Source organism: Ruegeria sp. CF1 (genome assembly GCF_056537445.1).
Window position 1 is genome coordinate 153,583 of sequence record NZ_JBQFRN010000009.1, and the last position, 15,624, is coordinate 169,206.

Genomic DNA, 15,624 nt, shown 5'->3' on the forward strand with positions numbered 1-15,624 from the left:
AAAGGGTACCTCCTCATGACCAAAGTTACGCATCCGCTAAAGCCCAGAATGCGCCGCGCTACGGTGGGCGATCTGCAATCCGCTTTGCTGGCACTGCTGCGTGAAGGCTTGCTGCTGGCCAATGATATCAGCGCGCGCCGAGCGCTGGCCGATATCGTGTCGCGCGAAAAGGATGGCCGCACACCGACCTACGGAAAGGGCACCACTGAAGCCGTTCGCCTGGTTCAGAAAGAGGCCGATCTGTCCCCGACCGGCAGTGTCGATAAAAGAACGGCAGCTGTGATTAACGATCTGGTCGCTCGACTGGACACGCCGACGGATTTTGGCACCTACCGTGTCAGCGGTCGCGTTATAAGTGCGCAAAGTGCGGCTGTTGATGGCCTTGCTGTTGTTGTTGTCGACAAAGGTGTCGGCGGCGAAGTTGAACTGGGGAAGGCTACAACCGGTAAACGCGGTGCCTTCGAGATTGTGTTTACCGGAGATCAGATCACCAAGCGCGGCAAGGATGCGCCAGACCTTCAGGTGCAGGTGCGTTTGAATGACGATGTGGTTGCCGCTTCGGCGGTGGAATATGACGCCGGACCGGAGTCCGAGCTTTCCGTGGTTCTGCCTGCTGAAAGTGCCGCAAAACTGTCGTCAGAACACGCCACACTGACCAAGGCGCTCTCTGGTCAGTTCAACGGTGCCTTGTCGAAACTTGAAGAAAGCGACACCCGTCAGGACATCACATATCTGGCCAATAAAACAGGTTGGGACGCGCGCGCCGTGGCACTGGCGTCGCTATCCCAGCAGTTGTCTGACAAGACCGCTGGACGGCGTGGTCAACGCATCGACTCTGGCCTGTTCTATGCGCTTTTACGTGCAGGTGTTCCCGCCGATGACACCGCGGTTTTCCGCACGCCCCCTGCTAAAGTGGCGCAAATCTGGAAATCCGCGCTGGATGAAGGATTGATCGACGCCAAACTGGCGGATCAGATAAATGCCTCCCTTGCCCGATTTACCGAAGTCTCCGCGCGCGTGCGGCTGGATACGCCCCCTCCCGGGGCTTTGGCCGGAATGCAGCCTTTGCTTGCACTTTCGCTGACGCGGGATGACGAGCGTGAAACTTTTGCCGCGCTCCATGCGGCGCATGGTGATGATCTCGATACATTCTGGACCGAGGTAGAGGGTAAGTTGGGTCAGGACAAAGCCGCCCGTTTGCAGACCGATGGCAAGCTTGCCTATCTGACGCTCAACAACTCCAAGCTGGTCGAACGCTTGCACCGTGACACCGATGGCGATGCGGACGGTACGTTGGGAGGCCTAGTGAAGGCGGGTTTTCATAAAGCCGACGCCTGGGCCGCGATCATGGATGATACCGACCCTGTGCCAGAGGCAGTTCAGGGCCGGGATGCCGCCGAAAGACGCGCCAACTATGCAGAATTCATGGCCGCTCAGGTGCGGCTGTCTTTCCCGACTGCGGTTGTTGCGGAAATGGTCCGGGCGCAGGAGACGCCATTGGTCGATACCGGGTTGTCGAACAACGTTCATGAATTCCTCGCAAAACATGCCGATACCTTCCAGATAGGTCAGCAGCCCGTTGCGCGCTTTATTGCAAAAAATGCGCTGGACGAACCGCCAGAAGTGGTGCGCGAAATCTCACGCATTCAGCGGGTCTATCAGATCTCGCCCGACGACAGCAGTATGAATGCCATGCTGGCTGCAGGGTTGGATTCGGCCTATACGGTCGTGGCGCTGCCACAAGATGATTTCCTGCGCGCCCACAAGGCCGTTCTCAACGAGGCCGTCGCGATGCAGATCTACCGCAAGGCTGAACAGGTCCACGGAGCGGTTCTGAATCTGGCCACCGCCTATATGACTCATCGGATGATGCCAGCGATCGGCCCCAGCGTGGGCGCTGCTGACGGATTTTTGAACCCTACCCCGGGCGGGTCGGACAATTTTGGTGATGTGCTCGCATACTCCACATTAGAAGAGCTTTTCGGTTCGATGGATTATTGCGGATGCGAGCATTGCCGGTCAGTCCTCAGCCCCGCAGCCTATCTTGTCGATCTTCTGCTGTTTCTCGATCGCCCCGCGACCGAGATTCCGAACGGCTTCACCAATCCACTTGATGTGTTGCTTGATCGGCGGCCTGATATTCAACACCTGCCTCTGACTTGCGAAAACACTCTGACGCCTGTGCCATACATCGACTTGGTGAGCGAGGTGCTTGAGCATTTCGTTGTCAATGGCATGTCTTTGGGTGGATATCAGGGTCATTCGACCGATGGTCAAACACCGCCTGAAGAGTTGCTGGCCAGTCCACAATTTGTGCGCGATGCCGCCTATGCCACGCTGGCCACCGCCCAATTCCCTGCCCCCCTGCCGTTTGACCGTTCGTTGGAGGCACTGAAGGCCCTGTTCAATCGTTTCGACGCGCCTTTACATCGGGTTATGGCCGACTTGCGTTCGTCAGACGCGCTGGACGATGCACCGTACGGATGGCGCGACATCTGGCTGCAGCGCTTGAACATCTCGCGCGGTCTCAACGCCGTCCTGACCGAAAGCGTGGCGGTTGCCGGGTCAGCGCGACCCGATCTGACAGTGCGTTCGCTTTATGGTTTTGATGCGGGTGCCAGCGCAGCCGAAGTGCGTGATGGTTTGGAAAGCGTGCGCGACCTATGCCGCCGTACCGAGATCACGCCGGTTGATCTCGTGAACATCCTAAAGACTGAGTTCGTGAACCCCGGAGCCGCGCTGATCCCGAAGCTTGAGCATCTTGGCCTGGGCTTCGACGATATCCGGGCCTTCCGGGACGGCGCGATCAACTCCGCAGAACTACAAAGCCGGATGGCGGCAGGGGTCGAGCCTGAACGCTTTGGCGGTGATGTCGAGGCATGGTTGCTTGATGACACTACTTTCGACCGGATCATGGGTCTGATCGTGCTTACAAATCCGCAAGACCCGTCGGATATGTGCGACCTAAGCGCGCTTGAACTGCGTCACCCAGACCCTGATCCGTTGTCCAACCGCCTTGAATGGAATGACTTTATCCGGATTAACCGGTTCATCCGTCTGTGGCGTGTTCTGGAACTTAGCATTGCCGACACGGATGCTATCATCTCGGCGCTTTATCCGACGAACCAGATGCCGGACGGCGCCGACGCGCAGGTAGACCTGGCTCGCATGGACGCCGGCTTTGCCGAGCTCCTGCCACAGTTGGGCATCGCCATGTCGGCCCTTGATGCGCTGGAGCTAAGGCCCGAGGACGCGCTGCGCCCGATCCTGGCCCTCTTTGGACCAATCAGCACCAATGGAACCGCCGCGCTATTCCGTGAAATGTTCCAGCGGCCTGCTCGCGAAAACCCCGCCTTTGCCGAAGATGGTTTTGGCGGCGTGCTTACAGACCCTGCGGCCCTGTTGCTGCCCGAGGTTGAAACATTGCGCGCGGCCTTTTCATTGACGGGTCCGGAATTTAACCGGATCGTTGCTGTTTTGGGGTTCGATGACACGACACCCCTGACCATCGAGACGGTCAGCGCAATCTACCGTCGCGGCTGGTTGGCGCGCGCGCTTGAGCAAAGCGTGCCGGGATTGGAGCGTTTGCTGCAAGCCACCGGTCTTGACCCCTATGGCCCGCAAGACGCCACTGCACCCGCTCTGCTGACGGTTATCGATCTGGTGCATCGCCTGTCCGAGCTAGGCCTGTCGCTGGAAACAGCGCTGGCGCTGCTGTTGAACCATGACCCAAGTGGCCAGACGACACCGCCCGCAGAAAACATCACGACCCTGGCACGCGATCTGCGTGCAGGGTTTGCGGCGATCACCAATGACTTTGTTCTGGTGGACGATCCCGATGGCGGTATTGCCCGGTCCCACATGGCTCTGGTCTATGGGGCCGAAGCGACCGAGCAGTTCTTCGGATATCTGGAGGCCACATCCTCGGCCGAGGTTACCTATGACCATTCTGCCCCTGCGCTAGAGCCGGCGATCCTGGCCGAGGCGCCCGATCAAATCGCTTATGACGATTTCCGCAAGGTACTGGTTTTCAACGGGCTCATGTCGACCACGGTCAGAGATGCCCTGCAGGCCGTCGCCGGGACACCTGCTGCCTTCACGCCAGCAATTGACGCTTTGTTCAGCGCCAGCGAGGCACAATCACAGCCATTCTTAACCCGCTTCCCCGAGCTGCTCCCGCTTCACGACGCATACCGCAGCTCAACCACGTCAAAGGCCGAGGCCTATCGTGCCCTGCTTGAAGGAATCCTGCCGCAGCTGATCTCAAGACGGAAACGCCAGGTGGCGCTGCAGCTTCTGGGTACCGCGATCGAAGTTGAGGCTGATCTGGCAGCCGTCCTGTTCGAAAAGACCGAGGTTCTGCATGCGGCGACTGATCCAGCCAGCTCCGCGCTTGAGGATGCCCTGATGCTCGAATCCGGGGGTCTGAGTGCTGAAATCAGCGATGGTCCGGCCCACACTGCACCGCCTGCGCGGGTCGAAACCATATCTGGCGCGATTGATTTTGCCTCCACTGGAACAGTGCTGCCAGACAATCAAACCACACCAGGTTCTTCGATTTCGATCCGGTTACGGGGATATCTGGAAGCGCCTGAAAACGGATTCTTCAACATTGCTGTCGAAGCTGATGCGGGCGCGACCGTGACACTCAGCATCGCAGGCGAACCTGTTCCTCTGACCGAGGCGGGCGGCATATGGTCAAACACCAACGCGATCGAGCTTCGCGCAGGCACTTTGGTCGAAATCGCGCTGGGCGTGGCCAATGTGACCGACCGACTGGCGTTGCGTTGGAGTGCACCGGGCCGAGGAACTGAGGTCATCGGCGCTTCGCATCTCTACCCGGCTGATCCGGTATCGCATCTGGGCGCGGCCTTCCTGCGCACGCGCCGCATTGCCAGGTTGTCCGAAACGCTGAAACTTGACGTCGCTGAGGTCTTGCACCTGACGACACATGGCGATTTGCAGATTGCGGGTGCGGCCTGGCCAAACAGCCTGCCCGTCACCGGCACACCTGATGATCCGACCTCTGCCGCGCTGATGGGGGTGCTAACGGCACACCTGCGCATGGCGCGATTAAAGGCGGCTTATGCCCCTGAAAATGCCCGGCTGGTCTCGATAGCCGAGAATCCAGCATTCGCCATAGCCGACGCCGAGGCTGAGTTGTTCCAAGTCACGCGCTGGGATCCCGTGGATATCGCCGCCCTGTTGGTACATTTCGGACTCACCCCAGCCGATATTGGCGATCTGGCCGTTCTGGAGCGGCTTCATGACATCGCCGAATGGCTGACGGCACTTGGGATTCCGGCGACAGCGCTTATCGCTGCCGCAACACCCGCCCCAACCGGACCCATTGTGCGGAATTTCCGCGCCGCCCTTCGTGCGCGTTACAGCCCGGATGACTGGCTCAAAATCCTGCAACCGATCAATGACCGCCTGCGCAAGCGCCAGCGTGATGCATTGGTGGCGCATATCCTGCACGATCTGCGCGGGCGTCCGGATGCGGCGCATATCAACACGCCCGAAAAGTTGTTCGAATACTTCCTGATGGACGTGCAGATGGAGCCGTGCATGCTCACTTCGCGGGTTCGCCACGCATTGTCCTCGGTACAGATCTTTACCGAGCGCTGCCTGATGAACCTTGAACCCCGTGTGGCTGCATCCAGCCTCAGGTCGAAACACTGGGAATGGATGAAACGCTATCGCGTGTGGGAGGCAAACAGGAAAATCTTCCTGTACCCTGAAAACTGGATGGAGCCGGAATTGCGCGACGACCAGTCACCCTTCTTCCGTGAGGCGATGAGTGAATTGTTGCAGGGTGACATCACCGAGGAACGCGCAGCCACCTCGCTGATCGGGTATCTGCAGAAACTGGAAGAGGTCGCCAAGCTGGAAGTATGCGGCCTCTACCAGATCGAGGGCGATCCGGGTGCAGCAGACGATGTGCTGCACGTCATCGGGCGGACCGCCGGGGCCAAGCGCAGTTATTACCACCGAACCCGTGCCTACGGCTCGTGGAGCGCGTGGGAGAAAATCCCGCTGGATATCGAGGATAATCCGGTCATGCCGCTGGTCTGGAACAATCGTCTGTTCCTGTTCTGGATCAAGATGATGCCGGAAAACACGGCACAAGGAACACCCAACGCGGGATCAGGCCCGCTGGCCGAGGTTGAGGCGTCATCGTTGATGGATGTTGATGAACCCACCTTTGACGTCAAGGTCATGCTGAACTGGACCGAACGGGTGGATGGCGTGTGGCAACCGCCGCGCAGTTCGGATCCTGATGAGCCCCTGTTGCTGCGCGAAAACGTGCCAGCCCGAGAGATGCGCAATTTCCGTAAGGGCATCCGCCTGTCTTCATTCCCATGGACCAACGGGATGCGGATATCGATCTCGTACAAGGATTGGCTGGGCGTTTCGTTCTTTATGTACAACACGTTTAGCACACCCGATACGCGCTCACCCAAGAAGGCGCCGCATTTCTTGCCGAAACGTATTACGTCGACCGGGTCAAACCGCCTTACAGCGATCTATTCCAATGACGGGATCACGCATCGGTTGCTGTCCAATAAGGCGCCCGATCAGGCCACACAGCCGCATCACCCGACCAATGGAGAAGCCTGGGAGTCGCCGTTCTTCTATGCCGACCCGCGACATGTGTTCTACGTGTCCACGAAACAGCGGATCGTTGAAGTTGTGACTTGGCTTGATTTTGGCCGCGTGGCCGAGGTTGACCCGACAATCGATACCATGGTGCTGGCATTCGAGCCGCTTGCCGAGCAGCCCGACCGGATTGAACGGGTGACTGCAATCCCCGGCTTTGGCAGCGCCGACCTGAGCACTCTTCGTGCATTCGTGACCGAAGACGCCTTTGTCCATACAGCGCTGGGCACCGGTGGCACGGTCCGCTTTGGCGACCGCGACATCGGCCCGATGGGCAGCACCGTCCGCATGCGTCGCACTTGATCCGGAAAGGACTTTGATCATGGATACCAGCAAGATCAGCACTTACGGCTATCATCACCTGCTTGATCAGGACATTTTCGGCCCCCAGAAGATCAAGCTTATCAGCTATGAAAAACACTGGGACTACACGTTTGAAAACTTCTTCCACCCCTTTGTATCGGAGTTGATCGAGCGTCTGAACATACAGGGTGTGCCCGGGATGTTGTCCCCGGAGTTTCACAAAAGCTTGCGCAAGTCATTCTTCAATTCCCTCTATTCCCCGCAGGAAACCGACAAGATCGACATCCATTCGTTCCCGAAGGAAATCGACACGCGGATGGGTGGGCCTTATGCCAACTACAATTGGGAACTGATGTTCCATGTGCCGCTGACCATTGCGGTGCACTTGTCCAAGACCCAACGTTTCGCCGAAGCGCAACGCTGGTTCCATCTGATTTTCGATCCGACCGAGAATGACCCCGATGTACCGGTGCCCACACGCTATTGGCGTTTCCTTGCCTTTCGCGAGGGCGAAGCCCAATCCATCGATACGTTGTTGACCCTGCTCAGCAAACCAAACGACGAATGCACCGACGCGGAGCTGGCCGAGAAAGAAGCGATCCTAAATGGGTATGAAGCGGTGCGAAACACCCCATTTCAGCCCTTTGCAGTCGCGCGCACACGGACGATTTCATTCATGATGCACGTGGTGATGAAGTACCTCGACAATCTGATTGCCTGGGGTGACAACCTGTTCCAGCAATTCACGCGCGAAGCCATCATGGAAGCGCTGCAGATCTATGTGCTCGCCTCGAACTTGTTGGGCGACAAGCCGCAGCGGTCACCTGCGGGTGGAACAACCACGCCACGCACCTTTGCGCAGCTTCGGGCGCAAGGGCTTGATCCGATGGGCAATGCATTGGTCGAGCTTGAAGGCGCGTTCCCCTTCAATTTCACAACGCCAACAGGTGCGGGCACCAGCGACAGCGCTGCGCCGTTATTCGGTATGGCCCGCACGTTGTATTTCTGCATCCCGCATAATGAAAAGCTGCTGGGTTATTGGGATACGGTTGCCGACCGGCTGTTCAAAATCCGCAACTGTATGGATATCGAAGGGCAGGTTCGTCCGCTTGCCCTGTTCGACCCGCCGATCGATCCCGGAATGCTGGTCAAGGCGGCGGCGGCTGGGCTGGATATCGGCTCGGTCGTGTCAGGCTTAAATCAACCGGTCAGCCCCGTCCGCTCGCGCGTGTTGATCGAGAAGGCGGCGGAATTGGCTGGTGAGGTCCGAAATATCGGGTCGGCGTTGCTGACCGCCTTGGAGAAACGCGACGCCGAGGCGCTAGCCCTGTTGCGGCAGGGGCACGAAGTCAGCTTGCAGAAACTGCAAGTCGATCTGCGTTACCTGCAATGGAAAAACACCGAAGCAGCGACGCAAGCGCTGATAGGCAGTCGTGGCGCGGCGCTTGAGCGATTGAACTATTACAAGCGCCTGCTGGGTCAGGAAGCTGATCCAAATGCGCCCGAGACCCTTGAGTTGACCCGTCAGACCCTGACAAAGGCCAATTTCGACGAAGCCTACGAAGCACTTGTTGCGCAATATGACGTGCCGGTTCAGCGGCTGGAGTTTCCCGATCTTGAGCGTCCGGGCGATGGCGATGGCGCGCAGACGTCAGGCCAAACCGGGGACGGAGACCTTCACCTGTCGAAAAAAGAGAATGAAGAACTTAACATCCTGCTGCCAATAGCCCGGGACACAACGCTGGCCAAATCGGTATTCCACTCGATCTCGGCAACGCTTACCCCGATCCCCGACCCGAAACTGGACCTGCATTATTGGGGCCTCGGTGGCACCATCGACTTTAAGGTAGGAACCGTGCTGTCCTCGGTCATGCGGATCGCGGGGGATGTATCCGGGATGATCGCGGATTGGAACCGTGATCAGGCCGGGATGGCGGCTCGCGCTGCCGCCTATGAACGCCGCGCCGACGAATGGATATTGCAGCACAATCTGGCGGCCCATGATGTGATGCAGATCGGGCGTCAGATTCTGACATCGTTGATCGCGGAACAGGCGCAGCATCGCGAATACCTGAACTTGAAGAAGGCAATCCGTCTAACAGAGCGGACCCGCGATTTCTTGCAGGACAAATACACCAACGAAGAGCTCTATGGCTGGCTGCAAGGCGAGTTGTCAAAGCTGTATTACGAGTACTACCGCTTTGCCTTCGATACTGCGCGGCGTGCCGAGCAGACCATGAAAGCCGAACTGATGCGGCCCGAGCTGGATAAGAAAACTCTGGTGCAGTTCAACTATTGGGATGGCGGTCGCAAGGGGCTTCTTTCAGGCGAGGCGCTGCTGCTGGACGTCAAGCGGATGGAGCTTGCGTATCACGAGCACAATCGCAACGAATACGAGCTGACCAAACATGTCAGCCTGCTGCAAATCGATCCGCTGGCCCTGGTCAATCTGCGAAGAACAGGTCGGTGTACCTTTAAAATCCCCGAGGCCCAGTTCGATCTGGATGGGCCGGGCCATTACTTCCGCCGGATCAAGAGTGTTGCGCTCAGCCTGCCCTGTGTTTCCGGGCCCTATATAGGAACCCATGCGAAACTCGTGCATCTCAAGAGCAGCATCCGGCAACGACCGGATATCGGGGATGGCTATGTTCGCACGGGCCCCGAAGACGACCGTTTCGCCGATATTCACAGCGCCGAAAGCAATGTGTTCAGTGCGGCGCAAATGGAAACCGGTCAGTTCGAGGGCGTGCCTGATGATCGCTATTTACCATTCGAGAATGTGGGCGCAGTCAGCGAATGGCGGCTAGAGCTGCCGGCGGACCCAACGCAGGGCGATCCGCAACAGTTCGACTATGACACGATCTCGGACGTCGTCTTGCACCTGCGCTACACTGCGCGGGATGGCGGTGGACCCGTGCGCAATGCGGCGGTTGATCATCTGAAAGCCGATATCGCGGCAGACGGGACTGTGGGCAATGTGCGGCTATTCTCACTGCGGCACGAGTTCCCGACAGAATGGGCACGCTTCCGCCGCGAAACACCCGCTGCGGGTGGGCGTCACGAGCTGCGGCTGACACTCCGACCCGAGCACTATCCCTATTGGTCGGCTGGTCGCCTCACGACGCTCAAACGGTGCGATCTTTTTGCTGAAAGCAGGCTGGATGCTGCTCCGGCAACAATCATGGTGTCTGATCGTTCTGATACCAGCGACGGAGGTGTGGTTCAGGACACATTGACCCGCCGTCCGGAACTGGGCGATCTGGCGGTTGGTCAGTTGGCGACGGTTCCGTTGCCCGCAGGCCCAACGGGTGAGATCGTGCTGTTTTTCGACACCGCAGAGTTCGCGGATATGCTGATGACCGTAACCTGGGGTGGTTGACGATCCTCAGCCAAATAGGAACGTCACGGACGGCGCGGACCATCCGGGGTGATCATCCAGTTTGACAGGGTCTTGTCCATTTTCCGCATCCGGTGACGCAACATGTCGCGTGTCATGCGCGCCAATGTGGCGGCGTGTTCAGGATGTTCTGCCACGTTCTCCATCTCACCCTGCCCTTCACCGTCAAACAGCATGGGCGGAAGATCAGCCGCAAACTCAACCAATGTAAACCGGTCGTCGCGCAGGATGCTCAGGCAGCTGTCCTCTAACCCCGTTTCCAGATCGCGTTGCCAGCGGGTTGGGTTCAGCGGATCAGCGAAGTCCAGCTCCGAGAATGAATAGCGGCGCCAGTTAGCCGGGGTTGAGGATTCACTCTGAAGGAAGGGCAACAGCGAATGCCCATTCATGGAATCCGGTATTGTCTGCCCGATCCATTCGAGAATCGTCGGAACGATATCAATCGATTCCGTGGGTGCCTCGACCCGTTTGCCACGGGCTCCATCGGGCAAGCGCACGATCAAGGGTGTATGATAGGCCGCATCATAAACCGACATCTTACCCCAACTGTGTCGATCCCCCAGCATCTCACCATGATCTGCGGTGACCACCAGCAATGTGTTGTCGTACTGCCCTGTCTCTTTCAAAAACGAAACCACGCGGCCGATATGATGATCTACCTCCGTGGCAAGACCCAGATAGATCGAGCGCAGCGTCTGCACTACCTCGTCCGTCGGCTCAAGGTCCGGGAAGCCTTCAACAAATCCGGCAACCGTGCTGTTGGCCCGTGCCGGAGCGAAAAACGGATGCAACGCCTCTTCGGCCTCGGCGGTTAGCAGTCGCGATGGCAATGGTAGCGAGGCAGGGTCATACATTCGGTTATATGGTGCCGGGGCAACCAGCGGTGGATGCGGGCGAATGTAGGTCAGATGTGCAAACCAACCCCTGTCATCATCCGCATACGCCGGCATGGTTTCCAGAAACCGATCGGTTAGAAAGGCCGTGTCGCTATCCTCGGCCGCGTAGAAGGCCGGGTCATTCAGCGCAGGCTGACCGCCATCGGGTGCGACCGGTTTGAACACATCAATATAGTTTTCGAACTCATATCCACGGTTTTTCAGATGAGAACGCCATGGGAATGACATCTCTAACCGCATTTCCAGCATTTCCTGAAAACCGGCCATGTGGAATTCATATGACCTGAGCGCCGGGTCTTTTGCATCAAACACGCGCGGGTCCTGTGATGTGTCGGTATATCCAAAAAGCATCGGCAGATACCCTGCCTTGCGCATCTCGCTGGCGATGGTCGGTGCATCGTGGCGCAGGGGCGTGCCGTTTCGTACCGACCGGTGGTTCATCGCGTATTGCCCGGTCAGCAATGAGGCGCGCGATGGCCCGCAGGGGTTGGTAACGGAAAAGTGCCGCGTGAAAGAAACACTGTCCTCCATCAATGCGCGCATGTGAGGCAGGTCAACATGGGCCTCCAATGCCCCAAACAAACAATCCGCCCGCATCTGGTCGGTAATGATAAACAGGACGTTGTGTTTGTCTGTCATATCCCGGTGCTCCTGATCACTGAACCGAATCTTTGGCCCTGCGCGTGTATTCCTGCCAAAACTACGCGGCGGTATTGCCTGCTTTGCCTCGGAATGGCGATACCCACCGCTCAAAAATCCACAAACGAAACCGCTAATCAACCAAAAACGGAATAATTTGGTTGAATAAGTTGTTTTTTGTGGGTTAATGTTGCTGTGCTGTGTGGGGTTTTGTGACGTTGATGCTTAAAAGATGTTGCGTAATGCAGCATCGCAGAGTGACGATACAACCGGAACACCCATGTGCAATGGCGATCCGTTAGTCATCCAGTTTACCTGTACCATGACGGCGTCTCTGAATACTGCTTAAGGCATTGCAATGAGGGACAAAAACAGATGCTAACCCCACCTAATACCGTTGCAACGCCCGAAGGTACGTCAGATATCGCGATTCACGCCGCCGAAATCGCCAATATCGCTGCGCAGGCTGCGCGCGGGTACTTTCGGGGACGTTTGGGAGTTGAGTTCAAGGCGGACGAAAGCCCGGTCACACAGGCGGACAAGGGTGTCGAGGCCGTGGTGCGACAATATTTGGCTGAGAACTTTCCAGATGACGGTATCTTTGGCGAAGAACAGGGGTTCGAAGGTCAGGATCGGCAGAATGTCTGGATTGTAGATCCCATTGACGGCACCCGGTCATTCCTGTCGGGGCATCCGTTGTTTGGGTTCCTGTTGGGATATCTCACGAATGGTGTTCCCCGATTGGGGGTCATCGGCATGCCTGCCCTGAACGAATTTCTGATCGGCATGAAAGGTCAAGGGGCTACACTGAATGGCAAGCCTGTCTCGGTCAGCGTTACACGCCAATTGAGCGACGCAGTTTTTTTCGTCAACGAAGGCGACAAGATTTACCGGGATCATCCGGCCCTGTTTGATCGGTTGATGAATTCGGGACAGACCCGACGCTTTGCCTATGACTGCTACCCGCATGCACTGCTTGCGATGGGCCATGTTGATGCGGTCATCGATTATGATCTGCAGCCTTATGACTATCTGCCGGTTTCCGCCGTAGTTGAAGCTGCGGGCGGGATCATGAGCGATTGGGAGGGTAAGCCGCTAGGTCTGAACTCCGACGGCCGAGTCATATCGGCGGCCACGCCGCAACTGCATTCCGAGCTGCTTGATCTGGTGAACGGATAACGGAATGGCGATTGTCAGTTTCCTCATAAGTCTGGCTGGTGCAACGATGCTGCTGCTCTACGCTGTGCGCATGGTGCGCACGGGCATCGAGCGTAGCTATGGTGCATCGTTTCAGCGGGTGATGACGGGGCAGCGCAGCTATGTGCAGGCCTCGATGGTAGGGCTTACAATGGCCGTCGTCTTGCAAAGCTCGGCCGCGGTTGCATTGCTGACCTCCGGATTTGCGGCGGGCGGGATGTTGGCCTTTCCGACCGGGCTCGCGATGGTTCTGGGTGGCGATCTCGGCTCGGCGCTGATCATTCAGGTTCTGTCCTTCAAACTGGATTGGTTGGTGCCGCTACTGCTTGCGGTCGGCGGCTATCTGTTCGTCAAGACAGAGGCCAAGAAACCGCGCCAGTTGGGCCGTATTCTGATGGGTGTCGCATTCATCCTGATCTCACTGCGTTTTCTACGCGAGGCGATGGACCCGATCCGTGACAGCGCCTTTCTACCCGCCATCGCCGAGTATCTTGCGCGTGATTACATCACAGCGTTCCTGGTCGGTGGAGCGCTGGCCTTTGTCATGCATTCTTCGGTCGCTGCGATCTTGATGTGTGTGACCCTGGTGCAAATCGGGGCGATCCCGTTTGCCGCCGGGCTCTCGCTGGTGTTGGGTGCTAATTTCGGGTCCGCCTTCATCCCGGTTTGGCTGACACGCGGCATGGCCCTGTCTGCAAGGCGCATTCCCTTCGCTAATCTGGCGCTGCGGGGCAGTTGGTCAATTGTCTCGCTGTTTGCTGCCAACCTGGCGCTGCGAACCGGAGTATTGGGCGATCTGCAAGGCGGGCAGATGCTGGTGAATGCACATCTGATTTTCAACGCCTCGCTTCTGGTTCTGGCACTGCCGTTCTGCGGCATGCTGTGCGCGCCATTCGAAAAACTGATGCCCGATCCGAAAAGTCCTGAAAGCAGCGCGCAGCCCGGGCAACCGATCAGCGCACTTGATCTCGACTCCCTCAGCAGACCCAATCAGGCCCTGTCTAACCTCAAACGCGAGCTTCTGCGGATGAGCGATATGGTTGGCTCGATGTTCCGGCCTGCGCTGGAGCTCTATCGCAGTGGTGACAAGGAGCAGATCCGGGCCATTCGGGACATGGATACTGATGTGAACGATTGCCTTTCTGGTATCCGGCAATATGTGGCGGCTATCCCCGCTGATGCGTTCGGCAAGGAAAATGCCAAGATTGCGCGGGACCTAATGGAATATGCCATTCGCCTGGAAACCGCGGGCGACGTGGTGGCCAAACGCCTGACGGCATTGGCGGATGACATGCGCAAAAAGGGGGCCGCGTTCTCGAAAGAAGGTTGGTCAGAGCTGGTCGAAATGCACGAGGGGATTGTGGCCAACCTGAAACTGGCCTCGAACGTGCTGATCTCGGACGATCTGGAAAGCGCGCGTCTGCTGAGCCTGGAAAAAACCGAAATCAAGCGGGCCGAGCGTGACAGTCGCAAACGCCACCTTAAACGCTTGCAACATGGCAGCGCAGAAAGCTTTGAAACCAGTGACATCCACCTCGAAACCCTGCGCGCCTTTCGCGAATTCAACAGCCATATCGCGGCGGTTGCCTATCCGATCTTGTATCGCAATGGGCAGTTGCTTGAAACGCGTCTGATCGAAGAAATGCCGCAGATGGAACAGGATGCGGATACCGAGGTCAAAGGATGACCGGATCGGTCGAAATCCTGAACCAGGCGGGCGTTGGGCGCGTCGTTCTGCTGTGTGAACATGCAAGCAACCGCATTCCGTCAGAGTTTGATGACTTGGGATTGTCCGCATCCGCGCGCGTCAGCCATGCTGCTTGGGATCCGGGCGCAATGGCGCTGACACGGGCGCTGTCGACAGCGCTTGATGCTCCGGTCGTGGCCTCGACCGTCTCGCGATTGGTCTATGATTGCAACCGTCCGCCCGAGGCGGCAAGCGCAATGCCCGAGAAATCAGAACTGATCGAAGTGCCGGGCAATGTGGGCCTCGATCAATCGCAACGCGATGCACGCATCCAGGCAGTGTATGCCCCGTACTGTCAGGCAGTTGCACAGGTTCTGGATGCGCGCGGTCCGGATACAGTCGTTGTGACTATTCACTCCTTCACGCCAGTCTATTTTGGGCAGCCGCGCGCGGTTGAACTTGGACTTCTCCATGACGAGGACAGCCGTCTGGTCGATGCAATGCTGGATCACATGGATCAGATCCCGCATCGCCGCACGGAACGCAATCAGCCCTATGGCCCCGCTGACGGTGTAACGCATTCGCTCCGTCTCCATGCGCTGAGCCGGGGGCTGGCCAATGTGATGATCGAGGTACGCAATGATCTTTTGGGCAATGAAATACAGGTTGCCAACATGTCCCGGGACATACTGGCGCTGCTTGAACCGGCGCTGAACGATATCACGATCAGGGAGGGCGCATCGTGAGCGCGACACTGACATTTGAGCATTTGAAGGCTGAGGTTTCGTCTGGCGAGATTGATACGGTATTGGTTTGTCTGGTTGACATGCAGGGCCGTTTGATGG

At 57.8% G+C, this 15,624-nt stretch carries 6 protein-coding genes; 5 read left to right on the forward strand and 1 reads right to left on the reverse strand.

What is annotated here, in order from left to right; genetic code table 11:
• The first annotated feature begins 15 nt into the window (after positions 1-15).
• The gene (locus ACRZ96_RS15930; RefSeq protein WP_480814829.1) at positions 16-6,963 is read left to right on the forward strand and encodes a neuraminidase-like domain-containing protein; all 6,948 of its coding nucleotides are present in this window, start codon (positions 16-18) and stop codon (positions 6,961-6,963) included.
• A 19-nt stretch (positions 6,964-6,982) separates the two neighbouring features.
• A complete protein-coding gene (locus tag ACRZ96_RS15935; RefSeq protein WP_480814830.1) occupies positions 6,983-10,342 on the forward strand; it encodes a Tc toxin subunit A-related protein in 3,360 nt (1,119 codons plus the stop codon).
• A gap of 23 nt (positions 10,343-10,365) precedes the next feature.
• Here the strand turns inward: ACRZ96_RS15935 and ACRZ96_RS15940 are convergent, their stop codons facing one another.
• Entirely contained in the window at positions 10,366-11,895 is a 1,530-nt protein-coding gene (locus tag ACRZ96_RS15940) for a sulfatase-like hydrolase/transferase (RefSeq protein WP_480814831.1), read from the reverse strand.
• Between the two features lie 375 nt (positions 11,896-12,270).
• Here ACRZ96_RS15940 and ACRZ96_RS15945 point away from each other — a divergent pair, with 375 nt between their 5' ends.
• Genes ACRZ96_RS15945 through ACRZ96_RS15955 form a run of 3 tightly spaced genes read left to right on the forward strand, consistent with a single transcriptional unit; the run spans position 12,271 to position 15,525 of the window.
• Entirely contained in the window at positions 12,271-13,074 is an 804-nt protein-coding gene (locus tag ACRZ96_RS15945; protein WP_170408817.1) for an inositol monophosphatase family protein, read from the forward strand.
• A gap of 4 nt (positions 13,075-13,078) precedes the next feature.
• Positions 13,079-14,779, forward strand: a complete 1,701-nt coding sequence (locus ACRZ96_RS15950; RefSeq protein WP_480814832.1) for a Na/Pi cotransporter family protein — start codon at positions 13,079-13,081, stop codon at positions 14,777-14,779.
• Positions 14,776-15,525 carry an N-formylglutamate amidohydrolase gene (locus ACRZ96_RS15955; RefSeq protein WP_480707492.1) on the forward strand — a complete coding sequence of 250 codons (750 nt, stop codon included), beginning with the start codon at positions 14,776-14,778 and terminating at the stop codon, positions 15,523-15,525. Before ACRZ96_RS15950 ends, ACRZ96_RS15955 begins: the two co-directional genes overlap by 4 nt.
• Positions 15,526-15,624: the final 99 nt, after the last annotated feature.

Coding starts and splice junctions, on each gene's coding strand:
- ACRZ96_RS15930 (WP_480814829.1), top strand. CDS start 16: ATGACCAAAGTTACGCATCCGCTAAAGCCCAGAATGCGCCGCGCTACG.
- ACRZ96_RS15945 (WP_170408817.1), top strand. CDS start 12,271: ATGCTAACCCCACCTAATACCGTTGCAACGCCCGAAGGTACGTCAGAT.
- ACRZ96_RS15950 (WP_480814832.1), top strand. CDS start 13,079: ATGGCGATTGTCAGTTTCCTCATAAGTCTGGCTGGTGCAACGATGCTG.
- ACRZ96_RS15955 (WP_480707492.1), top strand. CDS start 14,776: ATGACCGGATCGGTCGAAATCCTGAACCAGGCGGGCGTTGGGCGCGTC.
- ACRZ96_RS15940 (WP_480814831.1), bottom strand. CDS start 11,895: ATGACAGACAAACACAACGTCCTGTTTATCATTACCGACCAGATGCGG.
- ACRZ96_RS15935 (WP_480814830.1), top strand. CDS start 6,983: ATGGATACCAGCAAGATCAGCACTTACGGCTATCATCACCTGCTTGAT.